Raw genomic sequence first — 23,160 nt, 5'->3', positions numbered from 1 at the left:
CAGCAGCGAAGAACCGAACTATACGCCTCCCAACAAAACCAGTCAACACCCAATTTCAAAAAAATTGCAGAATTTCTGCAACTGTCTGTATTTAAATAATTTTAAATTTATCAAATTTTATATATTCACTAGGTGTACAGAATCTTCAAAGATAATAGCCCTACAACTTTGCTCTTATTTGCTACATTCAGATGCTATCTCTCTTTATATTGCTGGCGCTTTGGTCCTATCTACTCTTACAATCTACACTTTCTTCAATAAAACAATCATAAATTTAAAATTGTCCTATTATGAGCAACCAACAAATCCAACAAAAATTTGAACAGGCATATCACTCTTTTATCGAAGAGGAAAATTACGAGGAAGCGCTTAAACGTGCGGAGATTCTTTGCCTTCTCAATCCACAATCTGTCGAATTTCATCACAAAGTTGCTTATGTCTATCTAAAGCAATTGAATTGGGAAAAAGCCATTGAGGCCGAAATGAAAACATTGGAGCTGGATTGCGCCTATATCCCTGCTTTGGATTTACTTGCACATGCATACGGCGGTTTGGAAAATTGGGAAAGAACCGGATTTTATGGCCATCAGGCTTTGGTCTTGAAAGATAAAGCCATACCTGACCTTCAGCATGAAATTATTCCTGCATCGGCGCCAAAAGATGGAAAACGGATTATCTCGTTTTCTTTATTTGGTAATAGTTCCAAATATATTGAACCTGCCGTCTTAAATACCCAGCTTGCTCCTGTTCTTTTCCCTGGCTGGACATGCCGTTTCTATGTTGATGATTCTGTTCCGGCCGAAGCCCTCCAACGGTTTAAGGCCAATGGTGCGGAGGTTATCCATATTGATCCCCAACTGCGCAACTGGCCCGGAACGATGTGGCGTTTTCTTGCGATAAATGATCCTGAAGCTGAATATGTGATATTTCGCGATGCTGATTCTATTATTTGTTATCGAGATGCAGCTTCTGTTTCGGAATGGATAAAAAGTGGCGCCCTATTCCACACCATACGCGATTCGGGCTCGCATACTGCTTTAATTCTTGCAGGCATGTGGGGGGCTAAGGCCGGTGCCGTCCCTAATATGCGGGAAAGAATTCAAAACTTTATTGATAGCGGCTATTCTTCAAGGCATTTCGCGGATCAGGATTTCTTAGAAAAAGAATTGTGGGCCTATATACGCCAAAATCTCTTTGCACATGACCGACTGTTCAACTTCCGTAATCCGCATGACATCCCCGGAGAATTCAACCCAGATTATCAAATTGCTTTCTGCGAAGGTGCAACCAGCTTCAATGCGACAACCGATTATGAAGATAACAGCTTGGCGAGATGGACTTTATATTCGCGTGTATCCCCTTTAGTCAATCGGGATTACTCGCTTAATATTGTTCCTGAATTTAAGGTATGCAGTTACGTAACTGAAGTAAAAAACGGAATTGTCTCAGCTTCCTTACCCAGAAGATACGGTAATGCCATTAAAGCAGGATTGGCAAAAATCAATATCGAGAGAATTTGATTTCAAACAATAGCTTAACTAAACATCCAATATCATGAGCAAACACATTCTCCTCGGCATTACCGGCGGTATTGCGGCGTATAAATCGTGTGAACTGGTCAGACTGCTGAAAAAGCAAGGACATTCTGTTTCAGTGGTGATGACGAATTCTGCGACGGAATTTGTCTCTCCGCTGACTTTCCAAGCATTAAGCGGCAATCCCGTGTTATCGGATACCTATTCAGGCGCTTCCAATAATGGCATGGCGCACATCAATCTGACGCGCGAAGCCGACGCATTTCTTATTGCGCCTGCAACTACCAATACGATTGCCAAAATTGCCAACGGATTGGCCGACAACCTGCTGACTACTTTGGCCGCAGCCAGAAAATGTCCTTTGGCCGTTGCGCCTGCAATGAATGTCGAAATGTGGAACAACCCTGCCAACCTGCGCAATATTGCACAACTGGCTTCAGACGGCATTACCGTGTTTTACCCAAACAGTGGCGAACAGGCTTGCGGAGAAACAGGCACAGGCAGAATGGTTGAAGCAGTCGATCTGGCAGATTTGCTAGAAGATTTATGGACACCCAAGCTACTGAGCGGCAAAAAAGTTCTGATTACAGCCGGCGCAACGTTTGAAGCCATCGATCCTGTCCGCGGTATTACCAATATTTCCAGCGGACAAATGGGTATGGCTTTAGCGCGTGTGTGCCGTGCTGCCGGAGCGGAAGTCACACTGATTTACGGTCAAATTCAGACGGCCTTGCCAGCAGGCTTGGCTCATTCTGAACAGGCTGTCAGCGCAGAAGCCATGTATCAGGCAGTCCACCGCCACATCCATGCGCAAGATGTCTTTATTTCCGTTGCAGCCGTTGCAGACTATAAAGTCAAAAACAGCAGCAACGAGAAACTGAAGAAAAACGGCAATCAGCCTCCGGTTATCGAGCTGACAGAAAATCCGGATATTCTCGCATCCGTAGCCGCCCTGCCTTCCCCACCATTCTGCGTCGGCTTTGCAGCGGAAAGCCATCAGGTTTTGGAATTTGCACGGGCAAAACGTTTGCGCAAAAACGTACCGATGCTGGTGGCCAACCAAGTTTCCGTTTCCATGGGTAAGCCAACCAATCAAATCACCATTATTGATGACCTTGCTGAAACCTCCTTTCCGGAAATATCCAAACGCCAAGCCGCAGATGAAATCGTCAAACGCTTGGCTGAATTGTTGTCTTAATCAAACAGAAGGCCGTCTGAAAATTTTTCAGACGGCCTTTGTTCAAACACACATTACAGTCCCAATTCGCGCAGGAAACGAATATCGTCTGCCCAACCGGATTTCACTTTCACCCAAATCTTCAAGAAGACTTTGGTATCAAACAATTTCTCCATATCAAGGCGTGCTTCAGTAGAAATTTTCTTCAATTTCTCCCCACCCTTGCCAATCAAAATCGCCTTTTGGCTGTCTTTATCAACCAACACCGCGATATAAATGCGGAACAGTCCGCTTTCCTCTTCCTCAAACTGCTCCACTTCAACATTCATCGCATACGGCAGCTCTTCGCCCAAATAGCGGAACAATTTTTCGCGCACAATTTCCATCGCCAGGAATCGGCTTGATTTGTCCGTCACCATATCTTCCGGATACATCGGGATACTTTCCGGCAGATACGGCTTGAGCAGCTCCAGCAGATTGGCAATACGCAGACCATGTTTCGCGCTGACTGCCTCGCTGGCGGCAAACTCAAACTCTTGGCGCACTTCATTGATAAACGCCTCAAGTGCAAATTTGTCTTTGGCTTTATCTTTATCGATTTTATTGACCACCAATACCACGGGCGTATGCTTAGGCAACTGTTTCAACACCACGCGGTCGGCATCGGTAAAGCGCATGGCTTCCACCACAAAAACCACCACGTCCACGCCGCTCAATGCTTCGGTGACGTTTTGATTAAGACGGTCATTCAAAGCATTGCGGTGATTGGTTTGGAAACCCGGGGTATCGACAAACACAAATTGCGCCGTGTCGTCGGTGTAAATACCGGTTACACGGTTGCGCGTGGTTTGTGCTTTTTTACTGGTAATACTGATTTTCTGACCGATTAAATGGTTCATCAGCGTGGATTTGCCGACATTCGGACGCCCCACGATGGCCACAAAGCCGCAACGATAATCTGTCGGGTGTTGCGACTCGTTTTGCAAAAAGGTTTCGATATCCATTTATATATGACTTTCTTGATTGTTTCAGACGGCCTTTGCATTTTCTCAAAGGCCGTCTGAAATATTATTTTTTAGATTTTTTCAAAGGAAACTTCTGTTCCAACCATTCTAGGGCTTCACATGCCGCTTTTTGCTCGGCTACTTTCCGACTGCTGCCGCGTGCATTGCAGATGAAACCAAGTTCGCCCAAATCGCAGGAAATCACAAACATCGCATCGGCCGTCTGCTCCGCCTGCTCTTCAATTCGATATTTTGGCAGGGCAAAGCGGCGTGCCTGCAAGGCTTCCTGCAAAGCGGTTTTACTGTCTTTTTTGCCGATATTCAAATCCGCGCGTTTTACGCGTTCCGCAAACAAATGGCGAACTACTTTTTCCGCCGCAGAAAAATCAGCGTCAAAGCTGACCGCCGCAAACATCGCCTCCATCGCATCGGCCAAAATCGAAGGCCGTCTGAAACCGCCGCTCTTCAACTCGCCGGCACCCAAATACAAACCGTCGCCAACATTCATTTCCAACGCGATTTCAGCCAATACGCCTTCATTTACCAAAGCCGCGCGCATCCGCGACAACTCGCCTTCCGACAATTTCGGAAACGCGTCAAACAACATCCGCGCCACGGAATAGTTCAAAATCGAATCGCCGACAAATTCAAAACGCTCATTGTGTTTGGCATTGTAGCTGCGGTGGGTCAAAGCCTGCTGAAGCAGCTCCATATTGCGGAACTCATAGCCCAGACGCTTTTGAATCGCTCGATGCGCCTGCTGTTTGAACAAATCAGGTTTCATTCCATACTTTCAAAAAACAGCCCGAAAATACGCCTCATCCGCAGTGAAACAAAATAAAAAGGCTACACCGGCAACTTTTTTATTTTGGCTCATTGTTTCTTGCGTCCCTCAAGCCGATAAACAATCAAAAGCCGTCATGTTCAAACCTGACGGCACTTGCCGACATTGTACCATCAAACCGCCCCTGCACACATCCGTGCGGAAAAGCGGCGAATCGTGTAAAATCATGCCAAATCATCTCTTTGTCAACTCCATGAACAAATTTGCCCAAGCATTGGCCGCAGCGCTCGACCGCTGCATTGTTACCAACACCGTCGCCGAACAAGGCGAACCCGTCGGCTTCCTCTACCGCGAAGCCCCCGTATTTGAAAATGACAGCGGCTGGCGTATTTTCAGCGGCGACGAAACCGACGAATACACCGACAATCCCGACAACTTCAGTATTGTCAGCCTCTCCGCCATTACTGCAGACAATCCCGACATCGCGCCTCTGCTGACTCAGGCAGAAGGCAGCGCGTGGGAACTGAACGAAGACGGCGAGTTCCAAGCCGTTGCCGATTGGCAGCCGCAAGAATAATCCATCCCCATTTCGTTTCAGACGGCCTTCTTTATAACAAGGCCGTCTGAGACCGAGCCGAATCCCTATTTCACCAATATTGAAGGAATCATCATGAACATTATCGAACCTCGCCTCGACGGTACCAACTTGCGCATCGGCATCGTTCAGGCCCGCTTCACCAACGAAATCGGCAGCGAAATGGTCAAAGTTTGTTGCCGCACCTTAAAAGAATTGGGCGTAGCCGAAGACAACATCACGCTTGCCACCGTCCCCGGCGCGCTTGAAGTGCCTATCGCGCTGATGAACCTCGCTTCATCCGAACAATTCGATGCCCTGATCGCCATCGGCGTTGTGATTCGTGGCGAAACCTACCACTTTGAATTGGTATCTAATGAGTCCGGCGCAGGTGTCAGCCGCGTTGCCCTTGACTACAACATCCCGATTGCCAACGCCATCCTGACAACTGAAAACGACGAACAAGCCGTTGCCCGCATCGAAGAAAAAGCCTCCGATGCCGCCAAAGTTGCCGTAGAATGTGCCAACTTGGTCAATCATCTTTTGTCAGAACAATACGAAGACGACGAAGAATAAACTTCTCCCCGTATTGAATACAGCATATTTTCAGACGGCCTCCCAATCATGACATTGAGGCCGTCTGAATCATTCAATATTCAGCCGACAACCCTCGGCACCCTCTTCACAAGGAATACCCATGAAAAGCCCACGCCGCCGCGCACGCGAGCTTGCCGTACAAGCCATTTATCAAGCAGGCATCAACAAAACCGCCGCTCCCGAAATCGCTAAAAACATCCACGAACTGTCCCAATCTTCCAATATGGATGAAGAGCTGTTCAACAAACTGTTTTTCGGCGCACAAACCCATGCCGAAGAATACATGGAAAAAATCAGTCCCCTGCTCGACCGTGACGAAAAAGACCTCAGCCCTATCGAACGCGCCGTTTTGCTGGTTGCCTGCCATGAGCTGAGCACCATGCCTGAAACCCCATACCCCGTCATCATCAATGAAGCCATCGAAGTTACCAAAACTTTCGGCGGTACCGATGGCCATAAATTCGTCAACGGCATCCTCGACCAACTGGCTTCCCGCATCCGCCCTGACGAACCGCGCCGCAAAGGCTAAAATTGACTTCACATCGGGTCGAGATTACCAATCTTTGCCCTGTTGAGGCTAATCTGCTTATACAGCCAAACCATCCAAAAGGCCGTCTGAAATTCAGACGGCCTTTTATATTTCGATTTATTCCGATTTTGGTATTTCATAACCGGGGCAGTTTTGTTTATCGCTGTTTGCCCAGATGATACCGCTGTCGTTGTAATAAACGGTACAAGTTTCATCGGCATTGGTTTCTTTATTGGGTACAGCCTTCAAAATATAACCTGAATCGGAAGGATTAGGCATAGAATCCGTACCTTCGGAAAAACTAATATTGAAATATTGATTCTGCTGCAAATTTTCAGGAGGAAACCCTACAAAAGTACTTTTTTGAGTATAGTAGCGTTCGAGCTGTTGGGCATTATGCAGCATCTGGGTGCGGACGGATGCGAGACGCGTTTGGCGGATGTAGTTTTGATAAGACGGATAGGCGATGGTAGCGAGAATGGCTGCAATCAAAACGACTATCAGCAGCTCGATAAGCGTGAAGCCTTGTTGGTGTTTCATTTTATTTGTGTCGTTAATAATTGGAATAAGACATGAATATTATAGTCGTTTTCTTGCGGCTTAAATGTTCAGATTCGGAGGGAGTTTGGGAATTTATGTAAACGAGGTACAAGTTCTGAAAAATATCTTCATCCTTTTATTTTTTATTTCAATAAGTTAAACTTCAATTTAAGCCAACTGTCTCTTGGTTGGCCTTAGTCTTTACAGTAAAATCCAGTTGTTTTTTGTCTCTATCAATACATTTGTTGCTTGTCTGCGACGTTATTTTATTGAATTGGTTCCTTTTATATGTCTAAAGTTTTCAAGTGGGCGGCCGGTACGGCTGTTATCGTGGCTGCGGCTTTCGGCGGCTGGTCTTTGATGAAGCCTGAGCCTCAGTCTTCTTTTATTACGGAAGTGGTCAAACGCGGCGATATCCGTCAAACCGTATCGGCAACCGGCGAAATCTCGCCTTCCAATTTGGTATCCGTAGGCGCAGAAGCTTCAGGCCAGATTAAAAAACTGTATGTGAAACTGGGCCAACAAGTGAAAAAAGGCGATTTGATTGCAGAAATCGACTCAACCAATCAGCTCAACACGTTAAATACCGAAAAATCCAAACTGGAAACTTATCAGGCAAAATTGGTTTCTGCAGAAATCGCGCTTTCCAGTGCGGAGAAAAAATATAAGCGCGAACTTGCCTTATGGAAAGAACAGGCCACTTCCAAAGAAGATTTGGAATCTGCACAAGACTCTTTAGCCGCAGCCAAAGCCAATGTCGCCGAGCTGAAGGCCTCCATCAAACAATCCAAAATCTCCATCAATACGGCCGAATCCGAACTGGGCCACACGCGGATTACCGCTACCATGGACGGCACCGTAGTCGCCATTCCTGTTGAGGAAGGCCAATCCGTCAATGCGGCGCAATCTACGCCGACCATTATCCAACTGGCCAATCTGGAAACCATGTTAAACAAAATGCAGATTGCCGAAGGCGATATTACGAAAGTCAAAGCCGGTCAGGATATTTCGTTCACCATTTTGTCCGAGCCGGACACCCCGATTAAAGCAAAATTGGACAGTGTCGACCCCGGCCTGACCACCATGTCTTTGGGCAACTACACCAGCAGCACGGACACGACTTCCAATGCGATTTACTACTATGCCCGCGCACTTGTACCGAATCCCGAAGGCAAACTTTCTATCGGTATGACCACTCAAAACACGATCGAAATCAACGGCGTGAAGAATGTTTTACTGGTACCGACGCTGACCGTGAAAAAACATAACGGCAAATCCTATGTCAGCATTTTGGGCGCAGACAATAAAGCGGTAGAACGCGAAGTAACCGTCGGTTTGAAAGACAGCATGAATACCGAAATCAAAAGCGGCTTGAAAGAAGGCGAAAAAGTGATCGTTTCTGAAATGAGCGCAGATGAAAAGAATAAGAGCAGCGAACGCGCGATGATGGGTGGCGGCCCTCCTCGCTGATTGATTAAGGCCGTCTGAAAGGTTTGGCTGTGTTTCAGACGGCCTTAGTTCCTATATTTCTATTTTTCGCCCGGAAAGATTATGAGTTTAATCGAATGTAAGAATATCAACCGTTTTTTCGGTAGCGGTGAAAACCGTGTGCACGTATTGAAAGATGTCAGCCTTTCTATTGAGAAAGGCGACTTTGTGGCGATTATCGGCCAGTCCGGCTCAGGCAAATCGACACTGATGAATATCTTGGGCTGTCTGGATACCGCCACCTCCGGCTCTTATCAAATCGACGGCATCGAAACATCGCAAATGCAGCCGGATGAGCTGGCGGCTTTGCGCCGTGAGCGTTTCGGCTTTATTTTCCAGCGTTACAACCTGTTAAGCTCGCTGACCGCCCGGGACAACGTCGCCCTGCCTGCCGTGTATATGGGCATGGACAGCAAAGAGCGCGCGGAACATGCGGAAAAATTATTGGGCGATTTGGGTTTGCAAAATAAAGAAGGCAACAAACCCAGCGAGCTTTCCGGCGGTCAGCAACAGCGCGTTTCGATTGCCCGCGCGTTGATGAACGGCGGCGAAATCATCTTTGCCGACGAGCCGACCGGCGCATTGGATACCGCCAGCGGTAAAAACGTGATGGAAATCATCCACAAGCTGCACGAAGACGGGCATACCGTGATTATGGTCACCCACGATCCGGGCATTGCGGCAAACGCAAACCGCGTCATCGAAATCCGCGACGGTCAGATTATTTCGGATACGTCTAAAAATCCCGATATTCCGCCAAGCAAAGTGGAGAGGATTAAAGAAAAAGCTTCCTGGTCGTTTTATTACGATCAATTTATGGAAGCATTCAAAATGTCGGTACAGGCGATTATGGCGCACAAAATGCGTTCGCTGCTGACCATGCTGGGGATTATCATCGGTATCGCTTCGGTGGTATCGGTAGTGGCCTTGGGTAATGGCTCGCAACAAAAAATCTTGGAAGACATCAACTCGATGGGTACAAACACCATCAGTATCTTCCCCGGCCGTGGTTTTGGCGACCGTAGAAGCGGACGGATCAAGACACTGACGATTAATGACGCAAAAGCCATCAGCCAACAAAGCTACGTCGCCTCTGCCACCCCTCAAACCAACTCCAGCGGCACCTTGACCTACCGCAACACCGACCTGACCGCCTCGCTTTACGGCGTAGGCGAACAATATTTCGACGTGCGCGGTTTGAAATTGGAAGAAGGCCGTCTGTTTGATGATGACGATGTAAAAACCGATGCCCAAGTCGTCGTCATCGACCAAAACACCAAAACCAAACTCTTCGGCGAAGGTGTCAATCCTTTAGGTAAAACCATCCTTTTCAAAAAACGCCCGCTAACCGTCATCGGCATTATGAAAAAGGATGACAACTCGTTTGGTAATTCCGACTCGCTGATGCTTTGGTCGCCGTATACAACGGTCATGCACCAAATTACCGGCGAGAGCTATACCAACTCCATCGTTGTCAAAATCAAAGACGATGCCAACACGCAAGTTGCCGAAAAAAGCCTGACCGAGCTGCTGAAAGCACGCCACGGTACAGAAGATTTCTTTATGAACAACAGCGACAGCATCAAAGAAATGGTTGAAAGCACAACCGGCACCATGACGCTGCTGATTTCTTCCATTGCGGTCATCTCTTTGGTGGTCGGCGGCATCGGCGTGATGAACATCATGCTGGTTTCCGTTACCGAGCGCACTAAAGAAATCGGCGTCCGCATGGCAATCGGCGCACGCCGCAACAATATTTTGCAACAGTTCCTAATTGAGGCAGTCTTAATCTGTATCATCGGCGGCCTGTCAGGCGTATTGTTGTCCGCAAGCATCAGCCTGGTGTTCAACTATTTTGTTACCGACTTCCCGATGAGCATTTCCATGACTTCCGTCATCGGCGCAGTCGTCTGCTCCACCGCCATCGGCGTCGCGTTCGGCTTTATGCCTGCCAACAAGGCTTCCAAGCTCAACCCGATTGATGCGCTGGCTCAGGATTGATTCAGTTAGATGTAACAAACAATATTCAGATAACCTATGGTATGTACATCACCAAAGCACGATAAGGATAAATAATGCAAAACTGGCAACAATATGAATCGCAATATCAAATCGAAGCATTGCTATACGAGTTGTGTATCCAAGCCATTCAAATCATGGCTAAGGAATCTGAAGGCACTGTGATTAACGGTATTGCCTTAAACGTTCATTCTTATTACGGCACTTGCGGCTTGTCTTTTAATCGTGCTGAAAATGGAGAAGATGGCTCATTTTTGCGTGAAAATGATATACAACCACCCGATTGGAGTGATGAATGGAATGAAGCTGTTTATCAAACATTTAAACCTTTCAAAGAAAAACACCGTTATGCCATTGCCGACATTATGCAGGAGTTGGGAAATAAAAATCTGGATGCAGAATTTGAAACATTTGGTAACGGCTTTCTATATACCTGTCGTCGTGTAATGAGTCGATTACGACAAAATAAAGCCTTTGAAAAATATGCCAATATCTCGAATAATTGTTGGTATCCAGTTACTGAAATTGACGCTGATACTGAAGAAGAGGAACGACTTTTAGAAGAAGTCTACCAAGAAATAATTTCAACCCTCACTGCATAAACTTAAATTCAAACATGCATCCCAATAAAGTACAAAGAGATAAATTAAATAAGCTGAGCGACCTGCCCAATGTCGGCAAAGCTGTGGCGGAGGATTTAGCTTTGCTCGGTATCACGCAGCCGCAGGATTTGGCAGGACAGGACGCTTATGAAATGTACGACCGCCTGTGCAGCCTGACCGCAACCCGACATGATCCCTGCATGATCGATATTTTCCTATCGCTGGTTGATTTTATGCAAGGGAACGAACCGAAGCTGTGGTGGCATTTTACGGAACAGCGAAAGGCGTTCTTGGCAGATAAACAAAAGTAGCCAACATTATTTGGTTAGCATTTGAAACCATCTATGCCGTCCGAAACTCTGTTACCCGAAAGATTTTTTATGAAGACGAAACCTTTTTCCCAAGCAGCCTTGTCATTGGCTGTTGCCCTTGCCCTAAGTGCGTGCGCCGCGCCTAAAGCCAATCCGAACCTGACGCTGGAAGCGACCGGCCAAGTCATGAGCGCTGCCGAAACTGCCGAACGCTACGATGTCAACGGCAACTGGTGGGAAATCTACCAAAGCCCGCAGCTTAATGCGCTGATGGAGCAGGCGTTGGCGAACAATGTCGATTTGAAACAGGCCGCCATCAGCGTCAACAAGGCTTTGTACCAAGCCAATATTTTGGGTGCGGATTTGGTGCCTTCGTTCAGCGGCTCATTGGGCGCAAACGCTTCTAAAAACCTGAAAACTGGCAGCCACGGCAATACCTTCAGCAGCCAGCTTGGCTTGAGCTACGAATTGGATTTATGGCGTAAACTCAGTGCCACTGCCGATGCTCAGGTATGGGAATATCAAGCCACGCATGAAGACATGGCCAACACACGCCTGACTTTGATTAATAATGTCGCCGATGCGTATTTCAATATCGCCTATCTGAACGAAGCCATCGAGTTGGCAAAAAAATCGTTAAAGCAATATCAGGAAATCAACCGCATTGCAAATGCCAAGTTCCGCTACGGCCGGGCCGATTCAAGCCAGCCGACCCAAGCCAAACAGTCATTGCTGAGCGCGGAAAACAGCCTGTTGTCTTTGCAAAACAATTTGGATACGCAAAAACAGGTTTTGCGTAATTTGTTGAATTTAAGGCCGTCTGAAAACATGGCCGCCGATCCGGCACAATTCCGCCTGTTGCCTGTCAAAGGCGTGAACTTGGACGTACCGATTACCGTTTTGGCCAACCGCCCCGACCTGCGCGCCGCCGAATACCGCCTGCAAGCGTCGCAACAATCGGTCAACGCGCAAAAACGCAGTTGGTATCCGTCGATTACTTTGGGTGCAAGTTTGAGTACGTCTTCCGATAAAGCGAAAAGTACGTTCAATATCCCCATGTTGGGCGGCTCAGCCACCATCAATCTGCCTTTCCTTAATTGGCAGACCATGAAATGGAAAGACAAAACCGTACAAGCGGAGATGGACAGCGCCAAGCTGAATTTTGAAAAAGCCCTGACCACAGCGCTCAACGAAGTCAACACCAACTACCTTGCCTACAAAAACGCACAGGCCGGCCTTGCCAATCAGGAACAGCGTTATCAGTTGGACAAGAAAAACAGCCATTACTATCAAGTCCGCTACCAACACGGTAAAAACGAACTGAAAGACTGGCTGGAGGCTTTGAATACGGAATACAGCTCGGCTCAAAACCTGCTGAACCAACGCTATGAGGCTTTAAAATACGAAAATATGGTATATAAAGCCATGGCGGGACGTTATACGCCGAAATAGCATTTTCAGACGGCCTTTGGTTAATTTCCGTCAAAGGCCGTCTGAAACCATTCAAGCAACTGAATTTTCATATATAATCGCGCGTTTATTTGATTTTATCCGGACAACATTATGGCCTTCGCCTCTCTCTTTACGCTTTTGGACGACATTACCGCCGTTTTGGACAATGTAGCGATGATGACCAAAGTCGCCGTCAAGAAAACCGCCGGCGTGGTCGGCGACGATTTGGCGCTCAACGCCAATCAGGTAACCGGCGTATCTGCCGAGCGCGAATTGCCGATTATTTGGGCCGTGGCAAAAGGCTCTTTGGTCAACAAACTGATTCTGGTGCCGCTTGCGCTGTTGCTTTCCGCTTTCGTGCCTGCACTGATTACGCCCTTGCTGATGATCGGCGGTGTTTATTTGTGTTTTGAAGGCGTGGAAAAACTACTGCACAAATTTCTGCACCGCAATGAACACGAAGACGGACACGATGCCGAGCCTGAAGTTACAGACGAAAAAACAAAAGTTAAAGGCGCGGTCCGCACGGATTTCATCCTCTCCGCCGAAATCATCATTATCGCGCTGGGCGTTGTTGAAAAATATGACCTGATAACACGTTCTTTGGTTATGGTTGCCATCGGTATCGGCATGACGGTGTTGGTGTACGGCTTGGTCGGCATTATCGTTAAACTTGACGACCTCGGTATGATGCTGATGCGCCAAAAAAGTGCCGCCGTACAAGGCATCGGACGTGGTTTGATTTCATTTATGCCTTGGTTTATGCGCGGCTTGAGCATTGTCGGCACGCTGGCGATGTTCTTGGTCGGCGGCGGACTGATCGCCCACAACCTTGGTTTTTTGCACGACTTCCTCCACGCGCAACATTGGGACAGCGGCATGATGGAACATATCGCCAATTTGGTGATCGGAGTAGCCGCCGGTGCATTGGCCTGCGCCATTGTCCTGCCTGCAATGAAACTGTTTCAAAAAGACTGATTTTGTTTCCCTGCCGTCTGAAAACCTTTCAGACGGCCTCAATACCATTTAAAGCATGAATATTTTCCGTAAACTCGAACAATACTGGCAACACCCGCTGCTGTACTGGCCGCTGGTCATCTTGATTGCCGCCGCAACGCCGTTCACTTTTGCCCCGTATTATCATTTCTGGCTGATGCCGCTGTTGTTTGGCGCGCTGATACGCCTGATTGAATTGCGTCCGCGCTTTGCCGTCATGACTGCCTATCTGTTCGGATTAATCGGTTATACGGCGCAGTTTTATTGGATACACACTGCCCTGCATGATGTTTCGGGGCTGCCGGATTCATACGCCATCCCCCTCACCTTCCTGCTGCCGGCATTTCTTGCGCTTTATCCGGCCATCTGTTTTTGGGTGTGGAGAAAATGCAACCTGGCTCGCTGGGCCAAAACCGGCCTCCTGCTGCCGATTTTGTGGACGCTGGCAGAATTTGCCCGCGAACGCTTCCTGACCGGATTCGGCTGGGGCGCCATCGGCTATTCCCAAATCATCAAAGACAGCCCGTTGGCAGGCTTCGCGCCGTTGGGCGGCATTCATATGGTTACGCTGGCAACCGCTTTCCTCAGCGCATGGCTGGTGTTGCTGATTGACAACCACGGCCGTCTGAAACACCGCCTGCTGCCCTTATGCCTTATCGTTGCGCTCTGCTCCGTCGGCTACATTTCCCAACAAACCGAATACACCCGCCCTGACGGCAGCACCAGCACCGTCGCCCTAATTCAAGGCAATATCGAGCAAAATCTGAAATGGAAAGAAGAGCAAATCATTCCGACCATTCAGAAATACTACGAACAAATCAGCAAAACCAGTGCCGACATCGTCATCCTGCCCGAAACCGCCTTGCCGCTGATGCGCCAGGACCTGCCCGAAGGCATCTTAGAACAATTCGCCGAACAGGCGCAAAGCAACGGCAGCGCATTGGCCATCGGTATCAGCCAATATACGCCCGACGGCAACGGCTACGAAAATGCCGTCATCAATTTGAGCGACTATCACAACAGCACTTCCGATACCATCCCCTACTACGCCAAGAACCACCTGGTTCCATTTGGTGAATACAAGCCATTGCCCATCATTACCGAGCGCCTCTATAAAATGATGGATATGCCTTTGGCCGACTTCCAAAAAGGCGGCGACAACCAAGCGCCTTTGACAATGAAAGATCAAAAAGTCGCCTTCAACATCTGCTATGAAGACGGTTTCGGCGACGAACTCATCGCAACGGCCAAACGCTCCACCCTGCTTGCCAACATCAGCAATATGGCGTGGTACGGCAAATCCAATGCCATGTACCAGCAGCTTCAACAGTCCCAAGCACGCGCGATGGAACTGGGCCGCTACATGGTTCGCGCCACCAATACCGGCGCAACCGCCATTATTTCCCCTAAAGGCACGATTGTTGCCGAAGCCCAGCCGGATACAGAAACCGTCCTGGAAGGCCACGTCAAAGGCTACATCGGTGAAACGCCTTATATGAAAGCAGGAGGCTCAACCTGGCTTATCAGTATTTTAGCCGCCATCAGCGTATTCCTCATTCTGATTGGCCGGAAGAAACCAGAATAAAAAAATTTTAAGACCTTGTTTAACAAGGTCTTTTTTATTGATATAACTATTTACATACAGAAATGTTTGTAATATACTTATCCAAAACCTAGCAAATCACTCAAATTTTCAAAGACAATCAACCCCTGCAATTTAAGCAGCAAAAACTATTGAATCCATCGTTTAATTTACAGAAAAAATCCAACCCATAACAAAACAAACCACAGGCAGTGTTATACTGCTTGTCACACAATAAACAAAAAGCCGTTTTCAGACGGCCTAATCAAGGAGAGCATCCTTTTATGAATAAAGCTTTTGCATTACCCGTTATCCACAGCGGCAACGGTAGCCTCGAGCAATACATTCATACAGTCAACAGCATTCCCATGCTGACTGCTGAAGAAGAAACGCAACTGGCCGAACGTCAACAAAAAGGCGACCTCAACGCCGCCAAACAGCTTATTCTGTCCCATCTTCGCGTCGTCGTATCCATTGCACGCGGTTACGACGGCTACGGCCTCAACCAAGCCGACCTGATTCAAGAAGGCAATATCGGCCTGATGAAAGCCGTCAAACGCTACGAACCGAGCCGCGGCGCGCGCCTGTTTTCGTTTGCCGTGCATTGGATTAAAGCCGAAATCCACGAATTCATTTTGCGCAACTGGCGTTTGGTCCGCGTTGCCACCACCAAACCGCAACGCAAACTGTTCTTCAATCTGCGCAGCATGCGTAAAAACCTGAATGCCTTGTCTCCAAAAGAAGCGCAAGAAATCGCCGACGATTTGGGCGTCAAATTGTCCGAAGTCTTGGAAATGGAGCAACGCATGACCGGTCACGATATCGGCATCATGGCAGAAAACAACGATGACGAGGACAACTTTGCCCCTATCGACTGGTTGGCCGACCACGATGCAGAGCCTAGCCGTCAGTTGTCCAAACAAGCCCACTACGCCCTGCAAACCGAAGGTCTGCAAAATGCCTTGGCGCAACTGGACGACCGCAGCCGCCGCATCGTTGAAAGCCGCTGGTTGCAAGACGATGGCGGTTTGACCCTGCACGAATTGGCTGCCGAATACGGCGTATCTGCCGAACGCATCCGCCAAATCGAAGCCAAAGCCATGCAAAAATTGCGCGGTTTCTTGGCAGAAGAAGCTGAAGCCGTTTAAGCCTTTCTTGATAAAAGGCCGTCTGAATCTTTTCAGACGGCCTTTTCGATGACAAACCTCATTGTATCTTCTCCCCCAACACATTCATTTTAAAGCCCACTTAAGCTATAATACCCACCACACACACTACCCAGTCATACCATAACCATGCAACTTACCGTCGTCGGACTCAATCACCAAACCGCGCCCTTGAGCATACGCGAAAAACTGGCATTTGCAGCTGCAAATCTGCCGGATGCCGTGTCCAACCTCGCGCGCAGCGAGGCGGCGGAAGAAGCAGTCATTCTTTCTACCTGCAACCGCACCGAGCTTTACTGCGTCGGTGAAACCGAAAAAATCATCGACTGGTTGGCGCAATATCACGACCTGCCTGCCGAAGAAATCCGCCCTTACCTCTATACCTTGGATAATAATGAAACCGTCCGCCACGCCTTCCGTGTCGCCTGCGGTTTGGACTCCATGGTCTTGGGCGAACCGCAAATTCTCGGTCAAATCAAAGATGCCGTCCGCGTTGCGCAAGAACAGGAAAGCATCAATACCCACTTAAACGCCCTGTTTCAAAAAACCTTTGCCGTTGCCAAAGAAGTGCGTACCGACACTGCTGTCGGCGAAAACTCCGTATCCATGGCCTCTGCATCGGTCAAAATGGCAGAGCAAATCTTCCCTTCCATTTCCGATCTGAACGTCCTCTTTATTGGCGCAGGCGAAATGATTGAGCTGGTGGCCACTTATTTTGCCGCTAAAAATCCCAAGCTCATTACTGTTGCCAACCGCACACACCAGCGCGCGCAGGAATTGTGCGACAAACTCGGTGTCAACGCCGAAGCCTGCCTGCTGAACGAATTACCCGATATTCTTCACGATTACGACGTGGTTGTTTCTTCCACTGCCAGCCAACTGCCCCTCGTCGGCAAAGGCATGGTCGAACGCGCATTGAAAAAACGCCACAACATGCCTGTTTTCCTGCTGGATTTGGCCGTTCCGCGCGATATCGAAGCCGAAGTCGGCGAATTGGAAGACGCATATCTCTATACCGTGGACGACATGATGGATATTGTCCAAAGCGGTAAAGACGCGCGCAAAAAGGCAGCGGCGGCAGCTGAAAGCATGGTGGAAGAAAAGGTCAGCGAATTTATCCGCCAGCAGAAAAACCGCCAAAGCGTTCCGCTTATCCGCGCCTTGCGCGACGAAGGCGAACGCGCACGCCGCCAAGTGCTGGAAAATGCCATGAAACAACTGGCAAAAGGCGTATCGGCCGAGGATGTCCTCGAACGCCTCTCCATTCAGTTGACCAACAAACTGCTCCACTCTCCGACACGCACGCTCAACAAAGCCGGCTCGGACAACAGCGAATTAATCGATGCCGTGGCACAGATCTACCATTTGGATCAACACGACTGACCACAATTTAAAGGCCGTCTGAAAAAAGCGAACCGACCGACAGGTCATATTCAAAAGTTTTCAGACGGCCTTAAAACAATAAAATCCCAATTATCATTTTTTCATTTAAAATGAAATGCTTGAAAAAAAACCGTTAAAGTGTAAAAATCCTACCTTATACATTTAAACAGCATTCAAACAATAAAACTGCCTGCCGATTCAAACGCATGCCGACAATACGATAGGCACCGGCAAAAGGAACTTTCGTGAATATTAAAACAAACACATATCTGGCCCTTGCTGTTCTCTCAGCTTCCCTTCTTTCAGGTTGCGACAAAGTCAGCACCTTTTTCGACAAAGACGAAAACAAAGAACTCGTCCAACGCATAGAAACCAATACCGATGACGGGAAAGTCGGTATGCTGTTGCCCGACTTCGCCCAACTGGTACAAAACGAAGGACAGGCAGTCGTCAATATTCAAGCGACACCGGCAAAACGCACCGCGACACCGGATGACGACCACAGCATGGACCTGAGCCAATTCCCCGACAATGATCCGTTTTACGAGTTCTTCAAGCGCCTTGTTCCCAATATGCCCGACATGCCGCAAGAAGATACCGAAAGCGACGCTTTGAATTTCGGTTCCGGCTTTATTATCAGCAAAGACGGTTATATCCTGACCAATACCCACGTGGTTGCCGGCATGGGCAATATCAAAGTCCTGCTCAACGACAAACGCGAATACACGGCCAAACTGGTCGGCTCAGACACTCAATCCGACGTTGCCCTCTTAAAAATCGAGCCGCAAGAAGACTTGCCGGTTGTCAAAATCGGCAATCCGAAAGATTTGAAACCGGGTGAATGGGTAGCCGCCATCGGCGCACCTTTCGGCTTTGACAACAGCGTAACTTCAGGCATCGTCTCCGCCAAAGGCCGCAGCCTGCCGAATGAAAACTATACGCCGTTCATCCAAACCGACGTTGCCATCAACCCCGGCAACTCAGGCGGTCCACTATTCAACCTCCGCGGCCAAGTAGTCGGCATCAACTCGCAAATTTACAGCCGCAGCGGCGGTTTCATGGGCATTTCGTTTGCCATTCCGATTGATGTCGCCATGAATGTGGCCGACCAATTAAAAGCCAACGGCAAAGTCCAACGCGGTCAATTAGGCGTAGTTATTCAAGAAGTTTCTTACGATTTGGCCAAATCTTTCGGTTTAGACAAAGCAAGCGGCGCACTGATTGCCAAAATCATGCCGAACAGCGCGGCACAACAAGCCGGTTTGCAGGTTGGCGACATCGTACGCAAAGTTAACGGCGAAGAAGTCCGCGCTTCCAGCGACTTGCCTGTTATGGTCGGCTCGATTATGCCGGGTAAAGAAGTGACTTTGAGTATTTGGCGCGGCGGCAAACAAACCGATGTCAAAGTCAAACTTGGCAGCGCAGCCGAGCAAACGGAAACTTCTGCAAAAGAAGCCGAACATCCGCAACACGAAGGCGGCCATGACGGCTTTACCGTTGAAAACGCAGGCCTGACTTTGCAGGTTGAAAACGCCGACGGCAAACAACGCTTGATCGTTCTGCGCGTTAGCGGTGCGGCCGAACGTGCCGGCCTCAAACGCGGCGACGAAATCATTGCCGTCAGCCAAATCAGCGTCAATGACGAATCCACTTTCCGTAGCGCATTGGAAAGCTCAGGCAAAAACGTACCGCTTTTGGTACAACGCGACGGCAATACTTTGTTCCTCGCGCTAAATCTGCAGTAGTCCGATTTTTCAGACGGCATGATGATGTGTTAGATGATAAAATACCCATCTGTCAGAGGCGGTGGGTATTTTGTTATCCGTCTTCCAATTTAGGCCGTCTGAAAATATTTCACCGCTTATATACAATATAATTATGCAACTTATTAATTATTCGAATTCTATTTTATCCATCGTCCCGGCAGCCATTGCGCTCGCCTTGGCCATTGCCACGCGCCGTGTATTGCTGTCCCTCGGTGTCGGCATTATCGTCGGCTCATTCCTGCTGGTAGGCGGTAATCCACTCGATGCCTTGATTCACTTAAAAGACATGGCGGTCAGCCTGACTTGGGCGGACGGCGATTGGTCTTTGGGCAAACCCAAAATCCTGCTCTTTTTGGTGCTTTTGGGGATTTTCACTTCCCTGCTGACGCATTCCGGCAGTAACCAAGCATTTGCCGATTGGGCAAAACAGCACATCAAAGGCCGTCGCGGGGCGAAGCTGCTGACCGCCTGTCTGGTATTCGTTACCTTTATTGACGACTATTTCCACAGCCTTGCCGTCGGTGCGATTGCCCGCCCTGTAACCGACAAATTCAAAGTTTCCCGCGCCAAACTGGCTTATATCCTTGACTCCACTGCCGCGCCGATGTGCGTTTTGATGCCTGTATCCAGCTGGGGGGCGTCGATTATTGCTACTTTGGCAGGCCTTTTGGTGACTTACAACATCACAGACTACACACCAATGGGCGCATTCGTGGCCATGAGCCTGATGAATTACTACGCCGTCTTCGCATTAATTATGGTGTTTGTCGTTGCCTGGTTCTCCTTCGACATCGGCTCTATGGCTCGTTTGGAACGCGCCGCTTTGAACGAAACTCATGATGAAACCATTGAAACAGGCCATCCTAACGGCCGCGTATTCGCGCTGATTGTGCCGGTTTTAGTACTGATCATCGCCACTGTTTCCGCTATGATTTACACTGGCGCACAAGCTTCTGAAACCTTCTCTTTGCTCAGCGCGTTTGAAAATACCGACGTGAACACTTCCCTCGTATTCGGCGGTACTTGCGGTGTATTGGCCGTCATCCTCTGCACCATCGGCACCATCAAAACCAACGATTACCCTAAAGCCATTTGGCAGGGCATCATCTCTATGCGCGGTGCCATTACCATCTTGATTTTGGCATGGATCATCAGCACCGTTGTCAGCGAGATGCACACCGGCGAATACCTCTCCACTTTGGTGGCAGGCAATATCCACGCAGGCTTCCTACCCGTGATTTTGTTTCTGCTCGCAGGCGTGATGGCCTTCGCTACCGGCACAAGTTGGGGCACATTCGGCATCATGTTGCCGATTGCCGCCGCCATGGCCGTCAAAGTCGAACCTTCGCTGATTATCCCTTGCATGTCCGCCGTCATGGCCGGTGCCGTATTTGGCGACCACTGCTCGCCGATTTCCGACACCACCATCCTCTCTTCTACCGGCGCACACTGTAACCACATCGACCACGTTACCTCGCAATTCCCTTACGCACTAACCGTTGCCGCCTCTGCCGCTATCGGCTACCTGATTTTAGGCATGACCGGCTCTGCGCCTTTAGGTTTTGTGGTAACCGGCATCGTAATGGTTGTGTTGATTTTCATCTTAAAAGACAAGAAAAAAGCAACTGCCTAATTCAAAACCAATATTCAGACGGCCTGAGATATTCCGACACGCTCAGGCCGTCTGAATATTGCAATTACCCATATATACATTATTCAGGACAAAACAATGAATACGCCCCATCTTCCACGCGGCCCAGTCATGGCCGACGTCGCTGCCTATCATCTGACCGAAGAAGAAAAACAACGCCTGCTCGACCCTGCCGTCGGTGGCGTTATTTTGTTCCGCCGCAACTTTGAAAACGTCTCCCAACTCAAAGCTTTGGTTCAAGAAATCAAAGCCGTCCGTACACCTGAACTCATCATCGCCGTTGACCACGAAGGCGGACGGGTTCAACGTTTTATTGACGGCTTCACCCGCCTGCCGGCCATGAACGTATTGGGCGAAATTTGGGACAACGAAGGCAAAGAAGCCGCCTGCGCCCAAGCAGAACAAGTCGGCTGGGTTTTGGCAACCGAACTCTCCGCCTGCGGTATCGACCTATCCTTTACGCCTGTATTGGATTTAGACTGGGGGCAATGCGCCGTCATCGGCAACCGCAGTTTCCACCGCGACGCCAACATCGTGACCCAGCTTGCCCTTGCCCTGCAAAAAGGCCTGAACAAAGGCGGCATGAAATCTTGCGGCAAACACTTCCCCGGCCACGGCTTTGTCGAAGGCGACAGCCATCACGTCCTGCCTTGCGACGAACGCAGCCGCGAAGGGCTCGAAGCCGCCGACCTTATCCCATTCCGAGCATTGAGCCAAGCAGGCATGGCCGCAGTCATGCCTGCCCACGTCGTATACCCGCAAATCGACAGTCAACCTGCCGGCTTCTCCGAAAAATGGCTGAAACAAATCCTGCGCCAAGAAATCGGATTTAACGGCGTTATCTTTTCAGACGACCTGACCATGGAAGGTGCATGCGGTGTCGGCGGTATTAAAGAACGCGCCCGACTTTCTTTTGAAGCGGGCTGCGACATTGTACTAGTGTGCAACCGCCCTGACTTGGTAGATGAATTGCGAGACGGTTTTCACGCACCGGCAAACGCCGACTTGGCAGCACGTTGGCAATACATGGCCAACACATTGACCGTACAAGAAACTGCCGACATCATGGCAACCGAAGAATTTCAAGCCGCCCAACAGGCAACCGCCAAACTGGCAACGCCTAAAGACATCGCAGGCGGTGTCAAAGTCGGCGAAGCATTCTGATTCAAGGCCGTCTGAAACATTGACGGCAAATAAAAAAAGGAAGACTTGAAAAGTCTTCCTTTTTTTATTTAAACCGATTAGCGGTGTTGCGGATTGTAACGGCTTTCCAATCGCAGGAATACCCAGCCCAAAAAGCTTGTCAGCACCAAATAAATCAGCGCGATTGTATAAAGCGGTTCTTCATAGACAGAATAGCGGCCGGTAATCGTGCTTTGTACATAAGCCAACTCAGCCACGCCGATGACGGACAATAATGAGCTGTCTTTCAACAAAGTAATAAATTCACTGGCCAATGGCGGCAACATACGGCGCAAAGCTTGCGGCAAAATCACATAACGCATCGCCTGAGTATAGGTCAGACCCAAAGAACGCGCAGCTTCCATTTGGCCCTTATCAATCGACTGGATACCGGCACGGAAAATCTCACAAATATACGCACCCGAGTTCGCAACCAAAGCCAAAGAACCGGCAATCAACGCACCATAAGAACGGCGCAAATCAATGGCTGCTTCGCCGCTAATCAATACACCGTCGGCCGGATGAACAAAAAATGGGAACCAAACATAAGCCCAAATCACAATTTGTACAAACAATGGCGTACCACGAAACAGCGTCACATACCAAAAAGAAATCTTACGCAACACCCAAGCCAAGACACGCATCGGCACACCGGCTTTTTCCGGATTGATCAAACGCGCCAATGCCAGCAGCAAACCCAAAACTGAGCCGCCTGCCGTTGCAACCACCGTCAGTCCCAGCGTCGTCAACACGCCGTATAAAAACATCCAGCGGTATTCATAAATAATGTCAAAACGAAAATCCATAACCCTTCCGTCGGTC

21 protein-coding genes are annotated in these 23,160 nt (G+C 48.9%); 17 read left to right on the top strand and 4 right to left on the bottom strand.

The annotated features are described in order from the left end of the window. Positions 1–290 precede the first annotated feature (290 nt). Together HMPREF2661_RS06740 and coaBC are read left to right on the top strand one after the other, a co-directional pair. Positions 291–1,520, top strand: a complete 1,230-nt coding sequence (locus HMPREF2661_RS06740) for a tetratricopeptide repeat protein (protein WP_049322813.1) — start codon at positions 291–293, stop codon at positions 1,518–1,520. A 34-nt stretch (positions 1,521–1,554) separates the two neighbouring features. Next, complete coding sequence (coaBC, locus tag HMPREF2661_RS06735; RefSeq protein ID WP_049322812.1) at positions 1,555–2,733, top strand: bifunctional phosphopantothenoylcysteine decarboxylase/phosphopantothenate--cysteine ligase CoaBC; 1,179 nt, start codon at positions 1,555–1,557, stop codon at positions 2,731–2,733. Between the two features lie 53 nt (positions 2,734–2,786). Here the strand turns inward: coaBC and era are convergent, their stop codons facing one another. Next, complete coding sequence (gene era / locus HMPREF2661_RS06730; protein WP_036493257.1) at positions 2,787–3,716, bottom strand: GTPase Era; 930 nt, start codon at positions 3,714–3,716, stop codon at positions 2,787–2,789. 64 nt (positions 3,717–3,780) lie between these two features. After that, positions 3,781–4,500: a ribonuclease III gene (gene rnc, locus HMPREF2661_RS06725; RefSeq protein WP_049322811.1), complete on the bottom strand. Its 720-nt coding sequence runs from the start codon at positions 4,498–4,500 to the stop codon at positions 3,781–3,783. Between the two features lie 253 nt (positions 4,501–4,753). On the opposite strand from rnc, the gene HMPREF2661_RS06720 reads away from it, so the two are divergent. The 3 genes from HMPREF2661_RS06720 to nusB all read left to right on the top strand — a co-directional run bounded on the left by HMPREF2661_RS06720 (position 4,754) and on the right by nusB (position 6,200). Further along, on the top strand, positions 4,754–5,077 hold the full coding sequence (locus HMPREF2661_RS06720; protein ID WP_003748560.1) for a DUF2185 domain-containing protein: 324 nt from the start codon (positions 4,754–4,756) through the stop codon (positions 5,075–5,077). A 93-nt stretch (positions 5,078–5,170) separates the two neighbouring features. Next, on the top strand, positions 5,171–5,650 hold the full coding sequence (ribH, locus tag HMPREF2661_RS06715; protein ID WP_003748562.1) for a 6,7-dimethyl-8-ribityllumazine synthase: 480 nt from the start codon (positions 5,171–5,173) through the stop codon (positions 5,648–5,650). A gap of 121 nt (positions 5,651–5,771) precedes the next feature. Beyond that, positions 5,772–6,200 (top strand): transcription antitermination factor NusB, encoded by a 429-nt coding sequence (gene nusB, locus HMPREF2661_RS06710; RefSeq protein WP_003748564.1) that lies wholly within the window; start codon positions 5,772–5,774, stop codon positions 6,198–6,200. A gap of 117 nt (positions 6,201–6,317) precedes the next feature. Here nusB and HMPREF2661_RS06705 read toward each other — a convergent pair whose 3' ends face one another. Continuing rightward, on the bottom strand, positions 6,318–6,740 hold the full coding sequence (locus HMPREF2661_RS06705; RefSeq protein WP_070822883.1) for a type IV pilin protein: 423 nt from the start codon (positions 6,738–6,740) through the stop codon (positions 6,318–6,320). 288 nt (positions 6,741–7,028) lie between these two features. Here HMPREF2661_RS06705 and HMPREF2661_RS06700 point away from each other — a divergent pair, with 288 nt between their 5' ends. The 12 genes from HMPREF2661_RS06700 to nagZ all read left to right on the top strand — a co-directional run bounded on the left by HMPREF2661_RS06700 (position 7,029) and on the right by nagZ (position 22,320). Beyond that, on the top strand, positions 7,029–8,210 hold the full coding sequence (locus tag HMPREF2661_RS06700; protein ID WP_070814781.1) for an efflux RND transporter periplasmic adaptor subunit: 1,182 nt from the start codon (positions 7,029–7,031) through the stop codon (positions 8,208–8,210). Between the two features lie 81 nt (positions 8,211–8,291). Further along, entirely contained in the window at positions 8,292–10,229 is a 1,938-nt protein-coding gene (locus HMPREF2661_RS06695) for a MacB family efflux pump subunit (protein WP_070822880.1), read from the top strand. 74 nt (positions 10,230–10,303) lie between these two features. Continuing rightward, positions 10,304–10,849 (top strand): hypothetical protein, encoded by a 546-nt coding sequence (locus HMPREF2661_RS06690; RefSeq protein WP_070822877.1) that lies wholly within the window; start codon positions 10,304–10,306, stop codon positions 10,847–10,849. 14 nt (positions 10,850–10,863) lie between these two features. Continuing rightward, positions 10,864–11,160, top strand: a complete 297-nt coding sequence (locus HMPREF2661_RS06685) for a helix-hairpin-helix domain-containing protein (protein WP_070822874.1) — start codon at positions 10,864–10,866, stop codon at positions 11,158–11,160. A 69-nt stretch (positions 11,161–11,229) separates the two neighbouring features. After that, positions 11,230–12,612 carry a TolC family protein gene (locus HMPREF2661_RS06680; protein ID WP_070822872.1) on the top strand — a complete coding sequence of 461 codons (1,383 nt, stop codon included), beginning with the start codon at positions 11,230–11,232 and terminating at the stop codon, positions 12,610–12,612. Positions 12,613–12,723: 111 nt separating this feature from the next. Then, the gene (locus HMPREF2661_RS06675; protein ID WP_070822870.1) at positions 12,724–13,590 is read left to right on the top strand and encodes a DUF808 domain-containing protein; all 867 of its coding nucleotides are present in this window, start codon (positions 12,724–12,726) and stop codon (positions 13,588–13,590) included. Positions 13,591–13,645: 55 nt separating this feature from the next. Then, a complete protein-coding gene (gene lnt, locus HMPREF2661_RS06670) occupies positions 13,646–15,193 on the top strand; it encodes an apolipoprotein N-acyltransferase (RefSeq protein ID WP_070822868.1) in 1,548 nt (515 codons plus the stop codon). Positions 15,194–15,474: 281 nt separating this feature from the next. Beyond that, complete coding sequence (rpoH, locus tag HMPREF2661_RS06665) at positions 15,475–16,338, top strand: RNA polymerase sigma factor RpoH (RefSeq protein WP_004519690.1); 864 nt, start codon at positions 15,475–15,477, stop codon at positions 16,336–16,338. Positions 16,339–16,485: 147 nt separating this feature from the next. Then, positions 16,486–17,739, top strand: coding sequence for a glutamyl-tRNA reductase (hemA, locus tag HMPREF2661_RS06660; RefSeq protein WP_003748579.1), 1,254 nt, complete (start codon positions 16,486–16,488; stop codon positions 17,737–17,739). Positions 17,740–17,984: 245 nt separating this feature from the next. Beyond that, positions 17,985–19,484, top strand: coding sequence for a DegQ family serine endoprotease (locus tag HMPREF2661_RS06655; protein WP_070822867.1), 1,500 nt, complete (start codon positions 17,985–17,987; stop codon positions 19,482–19,484). A gap of 133 nt (positions 19,485–19,617) precedes the next feature. Then, a complete protein-coding gene (locus HMPREF2661_RS06650; RefSeq protein WP_070822865.1) occupies positions 19,618–21,138 on the top strand; it encodes a Na+/H+ antiporter NhaC family protein in 1,521 nt (506 codons plus the stop codon). A 96-nt stretch (positions 21,139–21,234) separates the two neighbouring features. Continuing rightward, a complete protein-coding gene (gene nagZ, locus HMPREF2661_RS06645) occupies positions 21,235–22,320 on the top strand; it encodes a beta-N-acetylhexosaminidase (protein ID WP_070583463.1) in 1,086 nt (361 codons plus the stop codon). Between the two features lie 77 nt (positions 22,321–22,397). Here nagZ and HMPREF2661_RS06640 read toward each other — a convergent pair whose 3' ends face one another. Beyond that, on the bottom strand, positions 22,398–23,144 hold the full coding sequence (locus HMPREF2661_RS06640; protein ID WP_070822862.1) for an amino acid ABC transporter permease: 747 nt from the start codon (positions 23,142–23,144) through the stop codon (positions 22,398–22,400). Positions 23,145–23,160 lie beyond the last annotated feature (16 nt).

The sequence above is a fragment of the Neisseria sp. HMSC061B04 genome (genome assembly GCF_001836705.1).
Lineage (GTDB): Bacteria > Pseudomonadota > Gammaproteobacteria > Burkholderiales > Neisseriaceae > Neisseria.
The sequence above is the reverse complement of the archived record's forward strand: the minus strand, read 5'-3'. Positions and strand labels throughout refer to the sequence as shown.

Bases quoted from the DNA above. Each gene is read 5' to 3' on its own strand.
- rnc (WP_049322811.1), bottom strand. From the start codon at position 4,500: ATGAAACCTGATTTGTTCAAACAGCAGGCGCATCGAGCGATTCAAAAG.
- HMPREF2661_RS06695 (WP_070822880.1), top strand. From the start codon at position 8,292: ATGAGTTTAATCGAATGTAAGAATATCAACCGTTTTTTCGGTAGCGGT.
- hemA (WP_003748579.1), top strand. From the start codon at position 16,486: ATGCAACTTACCGTCGTCGGACTCAATCACCAAACCGCGCCCTTGAGC.
- HMPREF2661_RS06740 (WP_049322813.1), top strand. From the start codon at position 291: ATGAGCAACCAACAAATCCAACAAAAATTTGAACAGGCATATCACTCT.
- HMPREF2661_RS06700 (WP_070814781.1), top strand. From the start codon at position 7,029: ATGTCTAAAGTTTTCAAGTGGGCGGCCGGTACGGCTGTTATCGTGGCT.
- HMPREF2661_RS06690 (WP_070822877.1), top strand. From the start codon at position 10,304: ATGCAAAACTGGCAACAATATGAATCGCAATATCAAATCGAAGCATTG.
- coaBC (WP_049322812.1), top strand. From the start codon at position 1,555: ATGAGCAAACACATTCTCCTCGGCATTACCGGCGGTATTGCGGCGTAT.
- HMPREF2661_RS06705 (WP_070822883.1), bottom strand. From the start codon at position 6,740: ATGAAACACCAACAAGGCTTCACGCTTATCGAGCTGCTGATAGTCGTT.
- rpoH (WP_004519690.1), top strand. From the start codon at position 15,475: ATGAATAAAGCTTTTGCATTACCCGTTATCCACAGCGGCAACGGTAGC.
- HMPREF2661_RS06640 (WP_070822862.1), bottom strand. From the start codon at position 23,144: ATGGATTTTCGTTTTGACATTATTTATGAATACCGCTGGATGTTTTTA.
- era (WP_036493257.1), bottom strand. From the start codon at position 3,716: ATGGATATCGAAACCTTTTTGCAAAACGAGTCGCAACACCCGACAGAT.
- lnt (WP_070822868.1), top strand. From the start codon at position 13,646: ATGAATATTTTCCGTAAACTCGAACAATACTGGCAACACCCGCTGCTG.
- HMPREF2661_RS06720 (WP_003748560.1), top strand. From the start codon at position 4,754: ATGAACAAATTTGCCCAAGCATTGGCCGCAGCGCTCGACCGCTGCATT.
- nagZ (WP_070583463.1), top strand. From the start codon at position 21,235: ATGAATACGCCCCATCTTCCACGCGGCCCAGTCATGGCCGACGTCGCT.
- ribH (WP_003748562.1), top strand. From the start codon at position 5,171: ATGAACATTATCGAACCTCGCCTCGACGGTACCAACTTGCGCATCGGC.
- HMPREF2661_RS06650 (WP_070822865.1), top strand. From the start codon at position 19,618: ATGCAACTTATTAATTATTCGAATTCTATTTTATCCATCGTCCCGGCA.
- HMPREF2661_RS06680 (WP_070822872.1), top strand. From the start codon at position 11,230: ATGAAGACGAAACCTTTTTCCCAAGCAGCCTTGTCATTGGCTGTTGCC.
- HMPREF2661_RS06675 (WP_070822870.1), top strand. From the start codon at position 12,724: ATGGCCTTCGCCTCTCTCTTTACGCTTTTGGACGACATTACCGCCGTT.
- nusB (WP_003748564.1), top strand. From the start codon at position 5,772: ATGAAAAGCCCACGCCGCCGCGCACGCGAGCTTGCCGTACAAGCCATT.
- HMPREF2661_RS06685 (WP_070822874.1), top strand. From the start codon at position 10,864: ATGCATCCCAATAAAGTACAAAGAGATAAATTAAATAAGCTGAGCGAC.